Source organism: Micromonospora sp. NPDC000316, from assembly GCF_042898885.1.
Classification (GTDB): Bacteria; Actinomycetota; Actinomycetes; order Mycobacteriales; family Micromonosporaceae; genus Micromonospora.
On record NZ_JBIAZG010000004.1, the window covers coordinates 93,045 to 114,793 of the forward strand.

Genomic DNA, 21,749 nt, shown 5'->3' on the forward strand with positions numbered 1-21,749 from the left:
TCGCTCGGGGCTCGGGTCTCGGAACTAGTCGTCAGCATGATTCCGCTGGGGCATCTTGATGCCGCAGTGGAATCACGCTCGCTCCGGTTCCCCGGCCCTCCTCGATAGCCGACCCCAGCGCCAGCCCGACCCAGCGCCACGCCGACCCAACGCCGCGCCGGACGCCCGATGCTGATCGGGCGAGTGGGGCATATCGGGCGCGGATGTGGGTAACGCGCGGCAGGAGGTGGCCCTGAATGGTTGCTTTGGCACAGACTCCACCCTCGGCCGACCGGCTGCGGGCGATCGACGAGTTCCTCGCGCAGGCGTGGGCGGATCAGGTCCGGCACGACGACCGGCTGCGTGGTCTGGCGGTCGAGGTGCGGTTCGACAGGGGGGTGGCCCACCTCAGTGGTGAGGTGGGCGAGCCCGACGACCTGCGGCTGGTGCGGGATCTGGTGGGCCGGCTGGCCGGCGTCTACGGCGTCTGGTGCCGGGTCGGCGTCGGCGGGCGGGACCCGGTGGTGGTGGACCTCGGCTGCGGGCCGACGAAGCAGTGGCAGGGCAACCTGGGGCTGGACATCTTCCCGGCGCCGGGCGTGGACGCGGTGGCGGACCTCTCCGGCTCGCTGCCGCTGGCCGACAACTCGGTGGACGTCCTCTTCGCCGTACACATCCTGGAGCACCTGATCGACTTCCTGCCCCTGGTGGACGAGTGCCACCGGGTGCTCCGCCCGGGCGGCGTACTGCATGTGATGAGCCCGTGGTGGGGGCACGTCAACGCGGTGGCGGACCCGACACACGTCCGGCTGATGGACGTGCAGACGTTCAAGGGGATCTGCCAGCTACGGCCTCCGGGCACCCCGCGCTGGTATCCGCTGCACGCCGGCTGCGACGGCGCCTCCATCTTCGCCGACCTGACTCCGCTACCCCCCGACGAAAACCCAGCACCCCCATCCCACCTAGCCCGCTTCTTCGACTAACCCCCCACACCCAGCCGGGGTAGGTCAGGGGTGGGTGGATTCTCTTTGTTCTAGGCGGTAGGGGGCGGATAGTTCGCGGGCGGGGGCGGCTTGGTCGCCGTCCAGGCGGTTGGCGAGCAGTTCGACGGCGAGGCGCGCGATCCGCTCCTTGTCCGGCGCGACCGTGGTCAGCGTCGGGATCGAGAACCGGCCGTCCTCGATGTCGTCGAAGCCGGCCACCGCCACGTCCCCGGGGACTCGCAGGCCGGCCTCGTGCGACGTGGGGGCCCTTCCGCACAACGTCGGGTCAGGCGGACGGCTCGCGGGGCGACGGGGCGACGGCGGGCTGGTGCTGGGCGAGCCGGTTGCGGCGGTAGCCGTAGCCGAAGTAGATCACCGCGCCGAGCAGCATCCAGGCCAGGAACCGCAGCCAGGTCTCCACCGACAGGTTGAGCATCAGGTAGAAGCAGGCGAGCGCGGACACGATCGGCAGCACCGGCGAGAACGGCACCCGGAACGGGCGCTCCAGGTCGGGGCGCTTGCGGCGCAGGATCGGCACCGCGACCGAGACCAGCACGAACGCGCAGAGGGCGCCGATGCTGACCAGGTCGGCCAGGGCGGACAGCGGCAGGAAGCCGGCCAGCAGCGCGACCGCCACCGTCATGATCGCCGAGATCCGGTACGGAGTGCCCCAGCGCGGGTGCACAGCTGCGATCGAGGGCGGGATCAACCCGTCCCGGGCGATGGCGAAGCCGATCCGGCCCATCGCCACCAGGTCGACAAGGATGACGCTCGTCAGGCCGGCGACCGCGGCGATGGAGACCAGCACCGCCGCCCAGCCCGCGCCTACCGATTCGAAGGCCGACGCGATGGGTGCGCCCCTGTCGATCTCGGTGTAGGGCACCATGCCGACCACCACGAGCGACACGCCGATGTAGAGGACCGTGGAGATCAGCAGCGTGCCGAGCAGACCCAGGGTGAGGTCCCGCTTGGGCTTGCGCGTCTCCTCACCGAGGTTGGCCACGGCCTCGAAGCCGGTGTACGCGAAGAAGACCACGGCGGCGGCGCTGAGCACCCCGACGAAGCCGAAGACCGACGGTTCCAGCCCGAACAGCGCCTGGGTGACCGGCTGCTTGATGCCGTCGTCGCCGCTGCCGGCGGGCTCGGCCGGCGGGATGAACGGGGTGAGGTTGGCGGCCCGGACGAAGAACAGCCCGGCCACCACCACGAAGACGCAGATGGCCACCTTGACCAGCACCAGCAGGTTGGTGATCCGGGCGGACTCCCGGATGCCGACGATCGCCACGATGCCGAGGATCAGCACGATGGCGATCGCGCCGACGTTTACCGTGCTGCCCTCCTCGCCGAACCAGCGGGTTGGCAGGTCGAGCAGCTCGGCGAGGTAACCGGACCAGCCGCGGGCCACCACCGCCGCGCCGAGTGCGAACTCCAGCAGCAGGTCCCAGCCGATGATCCAGGCGACGATCTCGCCCATCGTGGCGTACGCGTAGGTGTAGGCGCTGCCGGCCGTCGGCACGCTGGAGGCCAGTTCGGCGTAGCAGAGGGCGGCGAGCAGGGCGACCACGCCGGCGATGCCGAAGGAGATCACCACGCCCGGCCCGGCGCTGTCGCGGGCCTCGATGCCGGTGAGCGTGAAGATGCCGGTGCCGATCACGATGCCGATGCCGAAGCCGGTGAGGTCGACGGCGCCGAGCCGCCTCTTGAGCCCCAGTTTGCCGTCGGTGCCGTCGGCCTCGCCCTGGGCTATGACGTCCTGGATTGGTTTGGTTCGCAGCACGGACATGCGCTCACCCCTCCCACCGCGCGACCACCCCCGTGGCGGCCGGTGACCGGCGTTGCTACCCAGCGACGGGCGTCACCAACCACGCCGGAAACATGACGCGATCTGGTGTGAACCCCTTGCGGCGACGACCCGGAGTGTGAAAATTTCCTTCCAGAGGCAAATAGGCGACGGCGAATCTTGCCGACCCCTGTCGCCCAGGACACCGGGAGCCCCAACGAAGGGACACACCGCATGAAGGCACCTCGACTCGGAGCCGCCGGGCTGGTCGCGGCCCTGCTCGGCACGCTCGTCGCCGCCACCCCCGCGAACGCCGCCACCCCCGCGAGCGCCGCAACCTCCTCCGCCGCCTGCGTCACCGACCCGGCCACGCCGAAACGGCAGTTCCGGGCGATGTGGATCTCGTCGGTCGTCAACATCGACTGGCCCAGCAAGGCGTCCCAGACCAGCCCGGACCGGATCGCCGCCCAGCAGGCCGAATACCGCGACCTGCTCGACCTCGCCGAACGACTCAACCACAACGCCGTAGTCGTCCAGGTCCGGCCAACCGCCGACGCCCTCTGGCCGTCGCCGCACGAGCCCTGGTCGGAATACCTGACCGGCATCCGTGGTCAGGACCCAGGCTGGGACCCGCTGGCCTTCCTCGTCAGCGAGGCACACCGCCGCAACCTGGAGTTCCACGCCTGGTTCAACCCGTACCGCGTCTCCATGCCGGCCCCCGGCGGTGCTGGCGCGGAGCTCTCCCAACTCGCTCCCGGCCACCCGGCGCGGCAGCACCCGGACTGGACCTTCGCGTACCCGCCGGCCGGCGTCGCCGGCAGCCGGCTCTACTACAACCCCGGCATTCCGGAGGTACGCGAGTTCGTCCAGACCGCGATGATGGACGCGGTTCGGCGGTACGACGTCGACGGCGTGCACTTCGACGACTACTTCTACCCCTACCCCAGCGGCACCCACCAGGTGCCCGACGATGCCGCGTTCGCCGCGTACAACAGGGGGTTCACCGACCGGGCAGACTGGCGGCGGGACAACATCAACCTGCTGATCCAGGAGATGAACGGCAAGATCAAGGCGGCGAAGCCGTGGGTGAAGTTCGGGGTCAGCCCGTTCGGCATCTGGCGCAACCAGTCCGCCGACCCGCTCGGCTCGGATACGACCGGCAGCCAGTCGTACGACATCATCTCCGCCGACACCCGCAAGTGGATCAAGCAGGAGTGGATCGACTACGTGGTGCCGCAGCTCTACTGGTACATCGGCCAGTACCCGGCCGCCGACTACGCCCGGCTGGTCCCGTGGTGGGCCGAGACGGTGCGCGGCACCCGCGTGCAGCTCTACATCGGCCAGGCCGACTACAAGAGCGGCGACCCGGCGTACGGGCCGTTCTGGCAGAACCCGCGCGAGCTGTCCGACCATCTGACGCTCAACCGGTCGTACCCCGAGGTGCAGGGCAATGTGCACTTCTCGGCCGTGCAGGTACGCGCCAACCGGCTCGGCGCCACCGACATCTACGCCGCCGAGCACTACTCCCGGCCGGCGCTGGTGCCGACAATGCCGCACCTGCCGGCCCGGCCCCTGCTCTTCCCGGTGGTCACCAAGGCCGCTCGGGAGGCTGACGGCGTACGGCTGACCTGGCGGCAGCCCGCCGACGGCGTTGGCCCCCTGGGTACGGCCACCTCGTACGCGATCTACCGGTTCGACGGCACCACGCTTGCGGGCCGGTGCGGCATCGCGGACGCCGCCCACCTGATCGACACCGTTCGGGCCACGCCCGGGGCGCAGTCCTGGGTGGACACCTCCGCCGAGCCGGGCCGGCGCTACACCTACCAGGTGACCGCGTTGGACCGGACCGCCAACGAGAGCCCGGCCAGCCCGCCGGCCTTCGTTATGCGCTGACCGTACGACCCCTGCTGAATGCCCCGGGTGCCACGACACCCGGGGCATTCGTCTGTTTCAACGCATGTCACCAATAGTTGGCGAGGCGCATACCGTCCAGTTGATCAGTTGATCGAAACTTGTCGACACCCGGTAACCCGCCGGTAACTTCCCCGCTCACCCCCGCGGAGGTAACCCGTGCCCCGACGTCTCACCACCCTGCTCGCCTCGGGCGCGCTCGCACTGCTCGCCACCATCGCCGTCGCCTCCCCCGCCGCCGCAGCCGTCACCCCCCAGCAGAAGCTGTCGGTGCTCTCCAGCTGGACGCAGACAAGCGCGTCCAGCTACAACTCGTGGAACAGCGCCCGGGTCAACCGGGCACCGTGGGCCGAGTACAACTTCAACTGGTCCACCGACTACTGCTCGTCCAGCCCGGACAACCCGCTCGGCTTCACGTTCAACATGAGCTGCTACCGGCACGACTTCGGCTACCGCAACTACAAGGCGGTAAGTCAGTTCCCGGCCAACAAGGCCCGCCTCGACAACGCCTTCTACGCGGACCTGAAGCGGGTCTGCGCCACCTACAACGCGGTCGTCCGCCCGGCATGCAACAGCCTCGCCTGGACCTACTACCAGGCAGTCAGCATCTTCGGTTCGGTGGCCGCCGTCCAGCAGGCCGACATCGACCGCGCCGCCCGGATGAAGGCCGACGCCGAAGCCCGCGCCGCCGCCCGCTGACCCCCGCTCCCCGCCCACCCCTCGCACGCGACAGGGGGGTGGGCGGGTCAGGCGCGTTCGGTTCTGGTGGCGGGGTAGCGATCGGGGTCGGCGGGGCGACGCGGTGTGGGCTGGGCCAAGCCGGTGCTGAACCGGGTCGAGTCCGCCGCCAGGTCCGGGTGTTCCACGTCGAGCGCCAGCGTGACCGCCTCGTCCAACCCCAACTCGGCACCCTCGCCGTACGCGTCGTCGAACGCCGCGTCACCCAACTCCCCACGCAGTTGCGCCTGCTGCTCAGCCCAGTACTCGCCGTAGATGCCCGGCGCCCCCCGCATGCTCGACCGGGTGGCCTGCGCCGCCCCGAACAGGCGGGCCGCCGTCGACCGCTCCCCGCTCAACGCACAGCGCACCGCGATCGCGTTCAACGTGTCGCACGCTCGACCGTGGTAGCCGTGGTACATCCGCGAACGCAACGCCACCAGCAGGTGCTCGTGCGCGGCGATCACGTCGCCCCGGGCCAGGGCGACCATTCCGAGCAGCATGTCCACCGAACGTCGGCCCCGCTCCACCGGCCGCGCCGCCTCCACCGGGCGCGCCGCCGCCAGCAGTTCGGCCGCCTCCTCCAGCGCGCCGCGCCGCCACAGCAACTGCGCCAGGTTGAACACCGCGAACAGCGCCTCCCCGACCACGTCCTGCCCGTGGGCCCAGTCGATGACCTCCCGGCACACCCGCTCGGCCTCGACGAACTGGCCCATGTCGACGAGCGGCGCCGCCCGGCCGGCGAGCACCCGGGCCAGCAGCCCGGCGTCACCAGCCTGCCGGGCCGCCGCCTCCGCCCGCTGCGAGTAGCGCAGCTCCTCGGCGAACTCCCCGTCGGCGCCCGCGTGCAGCGAATGCATGTGGTACGCCGCCGCCAGCTCCGCCTCCGGAATCCGCTCGCCCGTCTCGGCGATCCGCCCGTACAGCCGGAACAGCCAGAGCCGACCCTCCCGGGCCAGCCCACGCTCGCGCCACCACTGGTCCAGGCCCCCGGCCAGCCGGAGACCGGCACGGGCGCTGCCGCCGGTGGCGCACCACCGCAGCGCGGCCCGCAGCTCGCCGGCCAACGGATCGAGGGTGTACAGCGACAGCGTCACCGGCCGACCGTCCGGACCCAGGTGCGCGCGGTCCAGCGCGTGCGCCGACCAGGCCACGTGCCGGTCCCGGGCCGCGTGTTCCTCACCCGCCTCGACCAGCCGCCGCGCGGCGTACGCCCGGATCGGGTCGAGCATCCGGTACGAGCTGCCGGCGGCACGCGGCTCGGCGAGCACCATCGACTTGTCCACAAGCACCGACAGCGGATCCAGCGGGTCGTCGCCCAGCAGCCACTCCACAGTCGGCAGGTCCACAGGCCCGGCGAACACCGCCAGCCACCGCAGCAGCCGCGCGGCCCGAGGGCCCAACGTCCGGTACGACCAGGTGACGGTCGCCTGCATGGTCAGGTGCCGTTCGGTGGCGGAGCGGTACACCGCCCTGGTCGCAGGGCTGGGCGGTGGCGTCCCGATCGCCGCGGCCACCAGATCCACGGTGTCCTGCTGATTACCCGACCAGCCCCGCTCCACCGGCGGCGGCTCCGGCTCCGCACGGCCCGCGTCCAACGTTCCGAGTACGTCGTCCAACCGCTCGGCGAGCTGACCCACCGAGAGCACCCGCAGCCGGGCCGCCGCCAACTCGATCGCGAGCGGCAACCCGTCCAACCGCTGCACCACCCGGCGCAGATCGGCCGACTCGGACGCCTCCGGCTGCCGACCGCCGCGCGCCGCCGCCGTACGGTCCAGCAACAACGCCACCGCGTCGCTCTCCGCGCCGTCCGGCCGCGGGTCGACAGAGAGCGGCGGGATCCGCCACACCACCTCGCCGGGCAGGCTGAACGACTCGCGGCTGGTCGCCAACACCCGCACGCCGGTCCCGCCGGAGAGCAACCGCGAGATGACCTCGGCGCAGGCGGACGGCTGTGTGTCGCAGGTGTCCAGCACGACGAGCATCCGGCGAGCCGCCGCGTACTCGACAAGGGTGTCAAGCATGGGCCGGCCCGGCTCGGGCCGCAGGCCGAGCACCGCGGCGACGGCGAACGCCACCAACCCCGGGTCGGTCACCGCGGCGATGTCGACGAACCAGACCCCGTCCGGGTACGCCTCGACCACCCCAGCAGCCACCTCGACGGCGAGCCGGGTCTTGCCCGCGCCGCCCGCACCCAGCACGGTGACCAGTCGGTGTTGCTCCACCAGCCGGCCCAGCTCGGCCCGTTCGACCCGCCGGCCGACGAACGACGTCACCTGGGTCGGCAGATTGTGCGCCACCGCGTCGGCGGTGCGAGGGCGGGGGAACTGCCGCTCCAAGCCGGGCGCGACGAGCTGAAACAGTCGTTCCCGGTCGTCGAAGCCGCGCAGCCGGTGCAGGCCCAGGTCGAGCAGGGTGGCACCGGGTGGCAGCGGATCGGCGCGGCGGGCCGTGGACGCCGAACAGAGCACCTGCCCACCGTGCGCGGCTGCGGCCACCCGGGCGGCCCGGTGCACCTCGGGGCTGGCGTACTCACCGTCGCCCGGCTCGGCATAACCGGTGTGCAGGCCCATCCGCACCCGGGGGGCGGCCTCCTCGGTGGGCCAGTCGTGACTCGCCAACGCTCGCTGGGCGGTCAGGCACGCGGTAAGCGCCGCCGCCGCGTCGTCGAAGGCCAGGAAGAACGAATCGCCCTCGGTCAACAGCTCCGCGCCACCCGTGGCGGCAAGTGTGCGACGCAGCAGCCGGCGGTGCTCCGCGAGCACCGGTCGGTAGTCTGCGCCAAGCAACTGGGCCAGCCGGGTCGAGCCCTCGATGTCGGTGAACACGAAGGTCACCCAACCGCTCGGCAGCTGGCTCCGTGGCGACATGCGTGGAAACCTCCGCCCGTAACGTCGGGTTCATGCTGCCTGAGTACGAGCGGTCACGCATCGTGAGAACGGCCGGGCAAGTGCCGCCTCAAGGTGCCACTCGGGCCCTCTCCCGGCAAGGACCGGGCCCACCCGTCGGCTGCTATCCGGCCGATCAGCAGCCGCAGGCGCCGCCGCAGCAGCCGCCCCCGGCGGAAGCCGGTGCGCCACCGGCGGGGCCACCGGCACCGCGGCCGGTGACCGAGACAGCAGAGAGCAGTTTGACCGTGTCGGCGTGACCCTGTGGACAGGTGGCCGGCGCGCTGGCAGCCGCCATCGGGCGGTTGACCTCGAATGTGTCGCCGCAGGCGCGGCAGCGGAACTCGTACCGGGGCATGACAACCAGGGTACGTGGACCTGACGCCCACCGGTGACATGAGTGATACTCGACGGGTGGCGGACGGCGAGGACAAGACGCGTGTGCAACCGCTGCGGCCCGCCGCGCCGCTGGACGGCCCGCTCCACGGTTCGGGAGCCGCACCTGATCCGGCGCCCCGAAAACTGCCCCGCCCTCGCCGTCCCTGGTTGAGTGGCAGCAGGCCGGACGCGTCGGTCGACCCGACCAGCGGGGCCGCGCCGACCGAGGCGACCGCCTCCACCACAACCGGTTCCCCGGCGGCCGACGCCCCTGCCGACGCTGCGAAGGCCGACCCGCCCGACAGCGAATCGGCCGCCGCGACCTCGCCGACCGATCCGAGCGCCGAGACGTCAACCGCCGACGCGAAGGCCAGCGACGCCGAACCGGGCGACGCGAAGGCCAGCGACGGCCAGGCCGCCGACACGAAGGCCGCCGACGCCAAGGACGTTGCCGCCAAGGACGTTGCCGCGAAGGACGGGGCCGCGAAGGACGGGGCCGCCGACGACGGGGCCGGCGCGGCGCCGGCTGCGTCTACGGCGGGTGCCGCCGTGGCGGACCCAACGGTGACCAAGGCGGACGGCGTCGCCGTCCCGCCAGCGCCCGGAGGCGGCCGCCGGCGACGGGTGCCGTTCGCACACGCGGGTCGCCGCAGCCTGCCACCACCCCGCCAGGCAGCGGCGACAGCCGTCCGGGCGACCCGCGACTGGTCCCGCCGACCCAGCGGCCGGCTCACACTCCCCGGGCTCTTCCTGCTGGCCCTGGTAGCCGCGACCGCCGCAGCGGGTGCGCTGCTCGTCCCGGCGACAATCCGCGCGCCCCGACCAGTGGCGGCCGACGCCTCCATCACGCCTACCGCGCCCATGCCGCCGGTGATGCCGTCCGCGCTGCCCACCGGCCCACTACCAACAGGGCTGCCGACCGCGCCGCTCCCCACCGGCCCGCTGCCCACCGGCCCGCTGCCCACCGGCCCGCTGCCCGGCGGCGGGCTGCCCACCGGTCCGGGCGCCGGGCTGCCGGGCAGTGGTGGTCGCCCCTCGGACGCCCTGGCGGGCTGGGCTCAGCAGGTCGGCGCCAAGGTCGGCATTCCCCCGGTCGCCATGCAGGCGTACGGGTACGCCGAGTGGGTCCTCTCCCAGACCAACCGCAGCTGCGCGCTGAGCTGGACCACGCTCGCCGCGATCGGCCAGGTCGAGTCGGGCCACGGCTCGGCAAACGGCGCGCGGCTGGGGCAGGACGGCAGGGCGCTTCCCGAAATCATCGGTCTGCCGCTGGACGGCAACGGCGGCCGGATGCGGATCATCGACACCGACCGTGGGGTGCTCGACAAGGACACCACCTACGACCGAGCGATCGGGCCGATGCAGTTCATCCCGACCACCTGGCAGGAAATCGGCGCGGACGCCGACGGTGACGGTGTCAAGAACCCGCACGACCTGGACGACGCCGCGCTGGCGGCCGGCAACTACCTGTGCAAGGGCGGCCGGAATCTCAGCATCCCGGGCGACTGGTGGAACGCGATCCTGTCGTACAACGACGTGCGCCGGTACGCCCAGGCCGTATACGACACTGCGAACCGATACGGACAAGCCAGCCGTACGTGAAGTGATCGTCCGCATACATTGGAGGTCTGGACACTTCCCCCAAGCAGTTGTAAGCGGCAAGCTAGACGGGTGATGGTGCGCGAGTGGGACCCTAGGACGGCGTCGTCCGCCGAGATCGCGTCGCTGCTGTCCACGCTGAACGCGGTTCTGGCGGCCGATCTTCCGCAGGACCCGCCGTGGCGCGAGACCTCCCTGCGGGAATACCTCGCCGAGGTGATGCCCGGTGAACGGCGGATCTCCTGGATCGCCCAGGCCGAGCCGACCGGCCCCGGCGATCCGGGCGCGGTCCTCGGGCAGGTCCACGTGCTGCTCCTGGGTGACATCGGCGTGATCGAGGTGCTGGTGCACCCCTCCGTGCGACGCAGCGGCCTCGGCCGTGACCTGGTGTTGCGCGCCGCCCGCCGGGTCTATCAGGAGGGCTTCCAGTCGATCGGCGTCGAGGTGGTCGGTGACACGCCGGCGGTGGGCTTCTACGAGTCGCTCGGCTTCACCCGGGAGTACGTGGAGACACGCAGCGTGCTTGACCTGGCCACTGTCGACTGGGCCGAGTTGACCGAGATGGCCACCGGGATCGGGTCGGGCTACCAGCTGGAGTTCTTCCCCGGCGGCCCGCCGGATGACCTGATCGAGTCGTACGCCAAGGCCAAGGCCGAGGTGCGCGACGTGGAGGACGGCGAGCTGCGCCCCAGCTCCTACGATCCCGAGCGGCTACGGGACAGCCTGAACACCCTGCACCGCCGTGGCATGAAGCCGTACATCGTGCTGGCCCGGCACGAGCAGACCGGCGAGGTGGCGGGCCTGACCGAGGTGGTGGTGCCGGCGCAGCACCCGACGCGCGCCGACCAGTACGACACGATCGTCGTGCAGAGCCACCGGGGCTACGGCATCGACCGGGCGATCAAGGCCCGGATGCTGCTGGAGTTGCGCTCTGCCGAGCCGGAGCTGGCCGAGGTGCAGACCTGGAACGCGCAGGCCAACGAGGCCATGCTCAAGGTCAACGCGGAGCTGGGTTACCGGCCCGACCGGGACTGGTGCGAATACAGCGTCGACGTCGCGGAGCTGGTGCACCGGCTCGACCCGCCGCGCTGAGGAATTCACGAAACTGTCCAATGAGGGATGGACGGTGGACAGCCGCGCACCTTAACGTGCGTTGACTCCTGTCCACCCATCGTGGAGGCCCTATGCGCCCGCGCCGCACCATGGCTGTGCTCGCGACCGCCACCGCCGCTGTTACCGTCGCGGCTCTCGGCGTCGCACCGACCGCGGCCAGCGCCGCGCCCACCGACCTTTTCATCTCCGAGTACGTCGAAGGCTCGTCGAACAACAAGGCGCTCGAGCTGTTCAACGGCACCGGCGACACCGTCGACCTGTCCGCTGGCGGCTACCAGCTCCAGCTCTACTTCAATGGCTCCACCACGGCGACCACCATCGCGTTGACCGGAAGCGTGGCCGCCGGCGACGTGTTCGTGTTCGCCAGCGCGTCGGCCGGGGCCGCGATCCTCGCCCAGGCCGACCAGACCACCGGGGCGGGCCTGTTCAACGGCGACGACGCGATCGTGCTGCGTCGGGGTGGCACAGTGCTCGACTCGATCGGTCAGGTGGGCGTCGACCCGGGCAGCGAGTGGGGTGCCGGCGTCACCAGCACGGCCGACAACACGCTGCGCCGGCTGCCGTCGGTGACCGCTGGTGACACCGATCCGTCGGACGCGTTCGACCCGGCCGCGCAGTGGGCCGGCTTCCCTGTCGACACGTTCGACGGGCTCGGCACGCACACCATGGACGGCGGTGGGCCTGTCGACGTGCCGGCCACACTTACCTGCGGTGGGCCGCTGGTGACCGCTGCCGGAACGGCGGCGACCCGCGAGATCATCGCGACCGACCCCGACGACACGATCGTCGACCTGGCGGTGACCGCGGTCAACCCGACCCCGGCCACCGGCTCGATCACTCGCACCACCGTCACCCCCGCCGACGAGGTGGGCGGCACCGCCCGGGCCACGGTCGCCACGAGCGCGGACCTCGCCGCCGGGGCGTACACCGTCACCCTCACCGCGACGGACGCCGACGGTGGCAGCGCGAGCTGCGCGCTTGCCGTGCAGGTCACCCGGGAGCTGACAGTCGGCGAGGTGCAGGGCCCGACCACCGACGCCGAGTCGGGGCCGACCGACCGGTCACCGCTCGCGCCGGCGAGCGGCAACAGCACGAGCAGCAGCATGTACGACGTACGCGGCGTGATCACCCAGTTGACCCTGGCGCGTACGTCGGCCGGGGCGGAGCAGCACGGCTTCTTCCTGCAGAGCCGCACCGGTGACACCGACGGCGATCCGACAAGCTCTGACGGCATCTTCGTGTTCATGGGCACGTTCACCTCGCTGATCGGCGGCTACGTGCCGACGGTCGGCGACGAGGTGGTGCTGCGGGCCCGGGTGTCGGAGTACTTCAACTTCACCCAGCTCTCCGGTGCTTCGCTGGTCCGCCGGATCGCCACCGGCCTGGACGTCAACTCGGCGGTCGCGGTGACCGACGCGGTGCCGCCTGTCGAGTTGACCGACGCGCAGCGGTTCTGGGAGCGGCACGAGGGCTCCCGGATGCGCGTACGCGCGGGCAGCGGCGCGGTGAGCGGCCGGGACGTCTTCTCGTCCACGGCCGACGCCGAGCTGTGGGTCGTCGACCGGGACGACCCGCTGTTGGACCGTGCCGACCCGTACGCCCGGCGGGTCTTCCGGGACTCCCACCCGCTGGACAACGACCCGACCCGCCGCTTCGACGACGGCAACGGCCAGCGGGTGCTGCTGGGCAGCATGGGTGTGAAGGCCACCGCCGGGGACAGCACCGCGCTGTTGCCGCCGGCGCACACCTTCGATGCGCTGCGCGCCGACGCGGTGGGCGGCGTCTACTACTCGTTCGAGAAGTACGGCGTCCAGGTCGAGCGGGCGGACTTCGCAGCCGGGGCCGACCCGTCGAAGAACAACCCTCCGAAGCCGGCCGACCGGTCGCAGGAGGTGGCGGTCGCCACCTACAACGTGGAGAACCTGTACGACTACCGCGACGACCCGTTCGACGGCTGCGACTTCGCCGGTAACGCCGGCTGCACCGGGGTCAGCCCGCCGTTCGACTACGTGCCGAGCAGCGAGGCGGACTACCGGCAGCAGCTCACCGCGCTCGCCGACCAGATCGTGAAGGACCTGCACGCACCGGACCTGATCCTTGTGCAGGAAGCCGAGGACCAGGACATCTGCACGGTGTCCGGGGCGGTGCTGGCCTGCGGTGACACCAACAACGCCGACGGTGCGCCGGACAGCATCCAGGAGTTGGCGCTCGCGGTGGCTGCGGCCGGCGGACCGACGTACGCCGCCGCCTATGACCGGACCGGCGCGGACGCCCGCGGTATCACCGCCGCGTTCCTGTACCGCACCGACCGGCTCTCGCTTGCGGCCGCGACGGCTGGCGACCCGCTGCTGGGGTCGACGCCGACCGTTCAGTACCGGGCTCCAGGGCTGCCTGCCAACGCCGACGTGCAGAACCCGAAGGCGCTCAACGCGGTGCTCCCCTCCGACGTGGACACCTCGACCGGCAAGGACGGCAACAACGTCTTCACCCGCGCTCCCCAGCTGGGGAAGTTCAGCGTGGCGGCAGCGCCCGGCTCGACCGAGCGGTTCACCCTGTACGCGCTCAGCAACCACTACTCCTCCGGCCCGGACAGCCGGATCGGGCAACGTCGGGAGCAGGCGGCGTACGGCGCGGCGATCGTCACCGCCATCGAGGCGGCCGACGCGCACGCGCGTGTGGTGTACGGCGGGGACCTGAACGTGTTCCCGCGTCCGGACGATCCGATCGCGACGGGCAGTCAGCCCACTCCGTCGGACCAGCTCGCCCCGCTGTACGAGGCGGGTCTGCACAACCTGTGGGACAACCTCGTCGCTGACGTGCCGTCTTCGGCGTACTCGTACAGCTTCGAGGGGCAGGCGCAGACGCTCGACCACCTGTTCGTCAACGACGCGCTCTACGGCGATCTGGTGCAGGTGCGGGCGGCGCACATCAACGCCGACTGGCCGGCGGAGTTCACCGGCGACGGGTCGCGCGGTTCCAGCGACCACGACCCACAGGTGGCCCGGTTCCGGTCCCGGGCGTCGTTGACCGTCGCCGACACGGCTGTGGTCGAGGGCAACCAGGGCACCCGGCAGCTCAACTTCACCGCCACCGTGTCCCGGCCGCTGTCCCAGCCGGTGCTGCTCTGCGCCGCCACCGTTGGCCTCACGGCGCAGATCGGCTCGGACTTCGACCCGTACGTCGGCTGCCGAACCCTGGCCGCCGGGCAGACCTCGCTGACGTTCCCGGTGACCGTGCGCGGTGACCGCAAGCGGGAGCCGGACGAGAAGCTGACGCTGCTGGTGGCGGGCGTGCCCGGGCTGCGCCTGGCCGATCCGCTGGGGGTGGGCACCATCACCAACGACGACTGACCTGTCAGGCGCCGTATCAGCGGCCCGTCGTCCAGGCTCATGCCTGCACGGCGGGCCGCTGACATGCGCCGGTGAACCGATGTGGGGTCAGTAGTAGTCGTGGACGATCGGCGGGGGTGGTGCGTTGCGGTGCTGTGCCACCCGCACCTCCCACTGGCTGCGACGGCGGCGCGCCTCGCGATCCGCTGAGCTGCGGCGGTAGGTCTCCGGAGGCCGGGCCAGCCCGTAGATGTCCCCCCACCACTCCCCCGGTTGGGGGTCGAGGATGGTGTCGAGGTGCGTTGGATAACGGCGGCCCGCCCCGTCATGAACGTCCTCACGGTCGGCCATCGGTTGGACGACTCGGCCTTCCTGGTCCACGACGACCAGGTAGAGCCCGGCCGCTCCGAGCAGGCGCTCCAGCACGGCCAGGCTCGGCACCAGGCTGCCCGCTTCGACCCGACCCACCGTCGAGGGCGAGACCTTTGCGAAGCGGGCCATCTGATGCTGACTCAGCCGGACGATTCGACGTGCCCGGCGAACAAGACCGGCGATGGGATAGCGGCCGACGGTGGGGCCGGGAGACAGAGGAGGATCGAGCGCGGACGCCATCCGCCCACCATGCCCGCGACGCCAGCGAGGCTCAATCCCTGTGGATAAACCTGTGGACAAATCCCGTGGAATGCCGAGTCGGCAAGGGCAGGGACCACAGTTGGCCTCCTTTGCTCTGCTTCAACCCACGCAACAGTCCGACCCCAAAAGTGTTGCGCCGGTTGAAGCAGAGCAAAGGACGCGCAACAGGGGGCGGGGTCTAGCCGGGGTCTAGCGGGGGTGAGCATCGTGAGCGGCTGCCCACCGCAACCTCGACGAACCGTGCGACCTCCACAGGTCGCTCAGTTGCCCAGTTTGCTCAGTTTGCTCAGTAGCGCTGGCGGAGCAGACCGGCGGCCTCGACCGCCCAGTACGTGAGGATGATCTGCGCGCCGGCCCGCTTGATCGAGGTGAGCGTCTCCAGCATCACCCGCTCCCTGTCGATCCAGCCGTTCGCGGCGGCCGCCTCGACCATCGCGTACTCCCCGGAGACCTGGTAAGCGGCGACCGGGACGTCCACCGCGGCCCGCACCGCCGACACCACGTCGAGGTACGGCAGCGCCGGCTTGACCATCACCAGGTCGGCGCCCTCGGCGACGTCCAGCGCCACCTCGCGCAGCGACTCGCGCAGGTTGGCCGGGTCCTGCTGGTAGGTGCGCCGGTCGCCCTCGAGGGCCGACTCCACTGCCTCCCGGAACGGGCCGTAGAAGGCCGAGGCGTACTTCGCGGCGTACGCCAGCACCGCCACGTCCTGGTAACCGGCCGCGTCGAGCGCCCGGCGTACCACGCCGACCTGGCCGTCCATCATTCCGGACGGCCCGACCATGCCGACCCCGGCGGCGGCCTGGGCCACCGCCATCTCGGCGTACGCGGCAAGGGTGGCGTCGTTGTCCACCTCACCGCCGGGGGTGAGCAGACCGCAGTGCCCGTGCGAGGTGAACTCGTCCAGACACAGGTCACTCATCACCACCGTGGCGTCGCCCACCTCGGCCACCACGTCGCGGATGGCAACGTTCAGGATGCCGTTCGGGTCGATGCCGCCGGAGCCGGTCGGATCCCGCTGCTCGGGCACCCCGAAGAGCATGATTCCGCCGACACCGGCCTGGACCGCCTCGGTCGCCGCCTTGCGCAGCGAGTCCCGGGAGTGCTGGAGCACCCCCGGGAGCGACGTGATGGCCCGAGGCTCGGTCAGCCCCTCCTTGACGAACATAGGCACGATCAACTCGGCCGGGTCGACCCGGGTCTCGGACACCAGCCGGCGGATCGCCGGGTTGCGGCGCAGCCGGCGCGGCCGGATCTCGGGGTACGACATGGGAGGCCTCCTCGGACGGCTACCGGAAGCGCAGGGCGGTCGGCCCCTGCACCTTCGAGCCGCGGCGCTGCTTGGCCGGCATGGCGGCCAGCTTCTCGCGCAGCTCTACGGCGTAGGCGGCGAGCGCCTCCACCAGGTCGGGCACCGAGGCGTGCGGCGGCTGGACGTCGACCCGCAGGCCGAACTCCGTCGCGGTCTCCGCCGTCTTGGGCCCAATAACGGCAACAACCGTCCGCGCGTGCGGCTTCCCGGCGATGCCGACCAGGTTCCGCACGGTGGAGGATGACGTGAACAGCACCGCGTCGAAACCGCCCGACTTGATGGCGTCCCGGATCTCGGCGGGCGGCGGCGCGGCCCGCACCGTCCGGTAGGCGGTCACGTCGTCGACCTCCCAGCCTCGCTCAGTGAGCCCGGCGGCGAGCGTCTCGGTGGCGATGTCGGCGCGCGGCAGCAGCACCCGGCCCACCGGGTCGAGGATCTCGTCGTGCGGCGAGAACTCGGCCAGCAGCCCCTCGGAGGACTGCTCCCCGGCGGGGATCAGCTCCGGCTGGATGCCGAACGCGCGGACCGCGTCCGCCGTGGCCTCACCGATGCAGGCGATCTTGACGCCACCGAAGTGCCGAGCGTCCAGGCCGTGCTCGGCGAACTTCTCCCAGACCGCGCGGACCGCGTTCACCGAGGTGAAGATCACCCAGGCGTACCGGCCGTCGACCAGGCCCTTGACGGCCCGCTCCATCTGCGCCGGGGTGCGCGGCGGCTCGACAGCGATTGTCGGCACCTCGCACGGAATCGCCCCGTACGCCCGCAGCCGGGCACTCATCGCGCCGGCCTGCTCCTTGGTGCGCGGTACGAGCACCTTCCAGCCGTACAGCGGGCGGTTCTCCCACCAGCTCAGCTTGTCGCGCTGGCCCACGCCCGCGCCGACGGTGAGCACGACGCGGCCGGTGAAGCCGAGCGCGGCGGCCACGAAGCTGTCCACTGTCGACGTGGTCGTGTACTGGGTCTCGCCGGTGCCGTCGCCGGTCACCCCGACGCCCGTGGTGCCGTCGACACCGGCGGCCAGCAGGCCGTCCCGGACGGCGGCGAGGTCACCGGCGTCCACGGCGAGCGCGAGTGAGCCCCGGCCGACGGCCGCGGCCAGCGCCTCGAAGTCCAGCGCGGAGACGTCCTCGACGTCGGCGGCGGTACGCACGCCCGGCAGTGGAACACCGGCGTAGGTGGCCACACCCTCGGCCTGGCCGACGCCGGGCACCACCTCGAAGTGGGCGGCGGTGCGGGCCACGGCCTGCACCTCCTTGACCACCGAATCGTGGCCGAACGGGTCACCGGCGACCAGGTGCACCGCGTTCAGCCCGGACCGGGCGGCGGAGATCAGCACCTTCGCTACGTCGCCCGGTGCGCCTTCGGCAGGCGTGAACTGGGCGTCCTCCCTGGCCTCGGCGCGGACGACGGCGAGCAGGGAGTCGGGGACTCCCCGGTCGTAGATGACCTGGTCGGCGTCGACAAGGGCGTCGTGCGCACGACGGGTCAGCAGGCCCGGGTCACCGGGGCCCGCCCCGACGAATGCGATACGGCCGACGGGCTTACGGGTGCGGGTCATTCTGTGCTCCCAAATTGCTGGGTCCCCGGGCCGGTGTGTCCTTCGTGGCCGAGGATCGAGTCGGCGCCGAGTTCGAGGAGTTCGGCGGCGAGTGCCTTACCGATCTCCGCCGCGTCGGCGGGCGTTCCGGTGCGGGACAGCCGAAGGTCACGAGTGCCATCCGGACTGATCACCGCCCCGCGCAGGTAGATCTCATCGCCGGCGTCACCTTCGGCGAGTTCCGCATAGGCGGCGACGGGTGCGCTGCACCCAGCCTCCAGTGTTGCCAGAAACGCGCGCTCCGCGATGATCGCGGCGCGCGACGGTGCGTGGTCGAGCAGCGCGAGCAGCTCGACCAGGTCTTGATCGTCGACCCGGCACTCCACGGCCAGCGCGCCCTGGGCGGGTGCGGGCAGCATGAGCATCGGGTCCAACGTCTCGGTGACCACGTCCGCCCGGCCGAGGCGGGCCAGCCCGGCCCGCGCCAGCACGACGGCGTCCAGGTCGGCTTCGGGGCCGAGCACCCGGGCCAGGCGGGTGTCCACGTTGCCGCGGATCGGGGTGACCTCCAACTGCAGGCCGAGGGCGTGCAGTTGGGCGATGCGGCGCAGCGCGCCGGTGCCCACGGTGGCTCCAGGGGGAAGCTCGGCGAGCGTCCGCCCCTCCCGGGCGATCAGCGCGTCGCGCGGATCCTGCCGGGCCGGCACCGCCGCGACGACCAGCTCGCCGGGGACCGCTGTGGGCAGATCCTTGTAGGAGTGCACCGCGAAGTCGATGGTCCGGGCGGTGAGCGCGTCGCGCAGCGCGGAGACGAACACCCCGACGCCGAGCCGGTGCACCGGCGCGTTGGACCGGTCGCCGGCGGTGACCACCTCGACCAGCTCGACCGGGCGGCCGGTGGCGGCGGTCAACGCCTCGGCGACCTGGCCGGACTGGGCCATCGCCAGGGCGCTGCCCCGGGTGCCGAGTCGCAGGGGGGCGGTCATCGGGCACCTCCGGTGGGCGGGGTGGAGTCGTCGGTGTCCACGCCGGCCGCCGGGTCGATGTTGGCGAACGTCACACCGAGGTCGGGGGTCAGCACGTCGGGGACGGTGTCCACCGGTGAGGTCTGTGGCACCTGGAGGTCGAACAGCTCACGCAACAGGGCCGCGTACTGGTCGCCGCCGGGTTCCGCGGCGAGCTGGCGGACCTTGACGGTGGGCTGGTGCAGCAGCCGCTGCACCACCCGGTGCACTGTGCGGGCCACCTCGGCTCGCAGGTCGTCGCCGAGGTCGGGGCGGCGCTGGGCCAGCCGGCGCAGCTCGGCGGTGACGACGTCGTCGGCCCTGCCGCGCAGCGCGGCCACGGTGGGTGCCACGTCGGCACCGCGCAGCCAGGTGAGGAAGCTCTCCACCTCGCCGCGCACGATCCGCTCGACGGCGGCGGCGTCGGTGGCGGCCGGACCGTCGGCGAGCAGCGCCGCCATCCGGTCGATGTCGATCACCTCGACGCCTGGCAGCTCGGCAACGCCCTCCCCGACGTCGCGCGGGACGGCCAGGTCGAGCAGGACCAGCGGGCCCCGGGCGGGGTCCCGATCGGCAAGTGCGGCGCTGACGACCGCACGGGTGAGGACCGGTTCGGTGGACGCGGTGGCGGCCACTACGATGTCCACTGTGGAGAGGGTGTCGGTCAGCTCGGCCATCGGCGCGGCGCTCGCCCCGTACGACTCGGCGAGCCGGACGGCCCGGTCGGCGCCCCGGTTGGTGACCGTGAGCGGCCCGGCGCCCAGTCGCGACAGCGTGGCGACGCCCAGCGAGCCCATCGCACCGGCACCGATCACCAGCGCGGGGCGGCCGACGAGGTCGCCGTCGAAGTGCCCGGCGGCCAACTCCAGCGCGGCGGTGACGACGCTCTGGCCGGCCCGGTCGATGCCGGTCTCGGAGTGGGCCCGCTTGCCGACCCGCAACGCCTGCTGCATCAGCTCGTGCAGCAGCCGGCCGGCGGAGTCGGCGCCGGTGGCCCAGTGGTACGCGTCACGCAACTGGCCGAGGATCTGCGCCTCGCCCACGACCATCGAATCGAGCCCGCTGGCGACCCGGAAGACGTGGTCGACGGCGGCGGTGTCGTAGTGCACGTAGAGGTGGCTGGCGAGCGCCGACGGCGCGCTGCCGGCCTGCTCGGCGAGGACGGCGCAGATGTCGCCGAGCCCGCCGTGGAAACCGGACACGGCGGCGTAGACCTCCACCCGGTTGCAGGTGGAGACGAGCACCGCCTCGCTCACGTACTGCTGGGCGACAAGGCGGTCGAGGGTTCGGGTGAGGTCGGCGGGGGGCACGGCCAGCTGCTCCAGCGTGGCGACCGGGGCGGTCCGGTAGGACGCGCCGACGACGAGCAGTTTCACGTGCCGATCGCCTCCTGGGTGTCGGTGGTCGCGAGCCCGCCCGGCAGGGCGGTGAGAGCGGACCCGCCGGTGGCGGGCAGCGCTGTCAGCGACGCCTTGCGGTGCTCATGGAAAGACAAAATCTGCAGCTCGATGGCGAGGTCGACCTTGCGCACGTCGACCCCCTCCGGCACCGAGAGTACGCACGGCGCGAAGTTGAGGATGCTCGTCACGCCGACCGCGACCAGCTGGTCGGCGACGCTCTGGGCGGCAGCGGCCGGGGTGGCGATCACGCCGATCGCGACGGATTCCGCGGCGGCGACCGCCGGAAGCTCGTCGACATGTCGGACAATCAGCCCGTTGATCTCTTCGCCGACACGGGACGGGTCGGCGTCGAGCAGCGCGACGATCCGGAAACCCCGGCCCGCGAAGCCGTCGTAGCCGGCCAGAGCGTGACCGAGATTACCCACGCCGACCAGGGCGACGGCACGACGTTGGGTGAGCCCGAGCACATACTCGATCTGCTCGATCAGCAGCGCGACGTCGTAGCCGACGCCCCGGGTGCCGTACGAGCCGAGGTGTGAAAGATCTTTGCGGAGCTTGGCGGAGTTGACGCCGGCGGCGGCGGAGAGGCCTTCGCTGGAGACGGTCTCGTGGCCGGTGTCGGCGAGGTTGTGCAGCGCGCGCAGATACTCCGGAAGCCGAGCGACGGTCGCCTCGGGGAGGTCCGGGAGCGTCGGTACGGCACCGGCGCGGCCGGACGCGCCTGGGTGACGGTGCTGACTCATGAGACTCCGTGCGGTGCGATCCTCGGCCAACGTCGCTGGTCGGCCGCTTGTGGACTCCCGCTGGCGACCGAGATTGCCGGCTGTGCTAGCAGGGCGCGTCGGAACTACAGAGTAGGCGCTTGTGAAGACGTGCACAAATCGCGATCTTGCCGTTCCGTGGCGCGACCCCACCAGCGCCTCCGTTTCACAAGATCGATTAAGCAGCCGTCCGACCCTCGGCAGCCCGGGGCGATTATTGCGCAATCCCGACTTCTCTGACCAATCGCGCGCCGCGCGTCGCCGTCCGCTCCGACGCGTCGATCTTGCAGTTCCTGCCCCCGCATGATTCCCATTCCGGGCGATTCGGCGACCGTAAATGCAAGATCGACGCGTTGAAGAGGTGTGAGGTAGGGGCAGCACTACGGGCGAGAGGCAGGGCTTCGGGATGGGTAGGAGGACCCCTG

Annotated in this window: 16 protein-coding genes; 6 read left to right on the top strand and 10 right to left on the bottom strand. The window is 71.6% G+C overall.

Going from position 1 to position 21,749, the window contains the following annotated elements; all coding sequences use genetic code 11:
• Positions 1–236: 236 nt before the first annotated feature.
• On the top strand, positions 237–962 hold the full coding sequence (locus tag ACFY2Q_RS11260; protein WP_387129285.1) for a methyltransferase domain-containing protein: 726 nt from the start codon (positions 237–239) through the stop codon (positions 960–962).
• Positions 963–986: 24 nt separating this feature from the next.
• On the opposite strand, the gene ACFY2Q_RS11265 is transcribed toward ACFY2Q_RS11260, so the two are convergent.
• Positions 987–1,241, bottom strand: a complete 255-nt coding sequence (locus ACFY2Q_RS11265) for a substrate-binding domain-containing protein (RefSeq protein ID WP_387129287.1) — start codon at positions 1,239–1,241, stop codon at positions 987–989.
• Positions 1,242–1,248: 7 nt separating this feature from the next.
• The gene (locus ACFY2Q_RS11270) at positions 1,249–2,745 is read right to left on the bottom strand and encodes an amino acid permease (protein WP_387129289.1); all 1,497 of its coding nucleotides are present in this window, start codon (positions 2,743–2,745) and stop codon (positions 1,249–1,251) included.
• A 231-nt stretch (positions 2,746–2,976) separates the two neighbouring features.
• On the opposite strand from ACFY2Q_RS11270, the gene ACFY2Q_RS11275 reads away from it, so the two are divergent.
• The gene (locus ACFY2Q_RS11275) at positions 2,977–4,635 is read left to right on the top strand and encodes a glycoside hydrolase family 10 protein (RefSeq protein WP_387129291.1); all 1,659 of its coding nucleotides are present in this window, start codon (positions 2,977–2,979) and stop codon (positions 4,633–4,635) included.
• 177 nt (positions 4,636–4,812) lie between these two features.
• Positions 4,813–5,352: a phospholipase gene (locus ACFY2Q_RS11280; protein ID WP_387129293.1), complete on the top strand. Its 540-nt coding sequence runs from the start codon at positions 4,813–4,815 to the stop codon at positions 5,350–5,352.
• 47 nt (positions 5,353–5,399) lie between these two features.
• Here ACFY2Q_RS11280 and ACFY2Q_RS11285 read toward each other — a convergent pair whose 3' ends face one another.
• Positions 5,400–8,240: an ATP-binding protein gene (locus ACFY2Q_RS11285; protein ID WP_387129295.1), complete on the bottom strand. Its 2,841-nt coding sequence runs from the start codon at positions 8,238–8,240 to the stop codon at positions 5,400–5,402.
• Between the two features lie 154 nt (positions 8,241–8,394).
• Entirely contained in the window at positions 8,395–8,616 is a 222-nt protein-coding gene (locus ACFY2Q_RS11290) for a zinc ribbon domain-containing protein (protein ID WP_357010454.1), read from the bottom strand.
• Between the two features lie 38 nt (positions 8,617–8,654).
• Here ACFY2Q_RS11290 and ACFY2Q_RS11295 point away from each other — a divergent pair, with 38 nt between their 5' ends.
• From ACFY2Q_RS11295 to ACFY2Q_RS11305, 3 genes are all read left to right on the top strand, one after another.
• Positions 8,655–10,238, top strand: coding sequence for a lytic transglycosylase domain-containing protein (locus ACFY2Q_RS11295; protein ID WP_387129297.1), 1,584 nt, complete (start codon positions 8,655–8,657; stop codon positions 10,236–10,238).
• 72 nt (positions 10,239–10,310) lie between these two features.
• On the top strand, positions 10,311–11,327 hold the full coding sequence (locus ACFY2Q_RS11300; RefSeq protein WP_387129765.1) for a GNAT family N-acetyltransferase: 1,017 nt from the start codon (positions 10,311–10,313) through the stop codon (positions 11,325–11,327).
• Between the two features lie 92 nt (positions 11,328–11,419).
• Positions 11,420–14,698, top strand: coding sequence for a lamin tail domain-containing protein (locus ACFY2Q_RS11305; protein ID WP_387129298.1), 3,279 nt, complete (start codon positions 11,420–11,422; stop codon positions 14,696–14,698).
• An 87-nt stretch (positions 14,699–14,785) separates the two neighbouring features.
• Here ACFY2Q_RS11305 and ACFY2Q_RS11310 read toward each other — a convergent pair whose 3' ends face one another.
• From ACFY2Q_RS11310 to ACFY2Q_RS11335, 6 genes are all read right to left on the bottom strand, one after another.
• A complete protein-coding gene (locus ACFY2Q_RS11310) occupies positions 14,786–15,289 on the bottom strand; it encodes a multiprotein-bridging factor 1 family protein (protein WP_387129300.1) in 504 nt (167 codons plus the stop codon).
• A 307-nt stretch (positions 15,290–15,596) separates the two neighbouring features.
• Complete coding sequence (gene hemB, locus ACFY2Q_RS11315) at positions 15,597–16,580, bottom strand: porphobilinogen synthase (RefSeq protein WP_387129302.1); 984 nt, start codon at positions 16,578–16,580, stop codon at positions 15,597–15,599.
• Between the two features lie 19 nt (positions 16,581–16,599).
• Entirely contained in the window at positions 16,600–18,180 is a 1,581-nt protein-coding gene (locus tag ACFY2Q_RS11320; RefSeq protein WP_387129304.1) for a uroporphyrinogen-III synthase, read from the bottom strand.
• The gene (gene hemC, locus ACFY2Q_RS11325) at positions 18,177–19,145 is read right to left on the bottom strand and encodes a hydroxymethylbilane synthase (protein ID WP_387129306.1); all 969 of its coding nucleotides are present in this window, start codon (positions 19,143–19,145) and stop codon (positions 18,177–18,179) included. The genes ACFY2Q_RS11320 and hemC overlap by 4 nt, the downstream gene beginning before the upstream one ends.
• Positions 19,142–20,539, bottom strand: coding sequence for a glutamyl-tRNA reductase (locus ACFY2Q_RS11330; protein ID WP_387129308.1), 1,398 nt, complete (start codon positions 20,537–20,539; stop codon positions 19,142–19,144). Before ACFY2Q_RS11330 ends, hemC begins: the two co-directional genes overlap by 4 nt.
• Entirely contained in the window at positions 20,536–21,306 is a 771-nt protein-coding gene (locus tag ACFY2Q_RS11335; protein ID WP_387129310.1) for a redox-sensing transcriptional repressor Rex, read from the bottom strand. The genes ACFY2Q_RS11330 and ACFY2Q_RS11335 overlap by 4 nt, the downstream gene beginning before the upstream one ends.
• Positions 21,307–21,749: the final 443 nt, after the last annotated feature.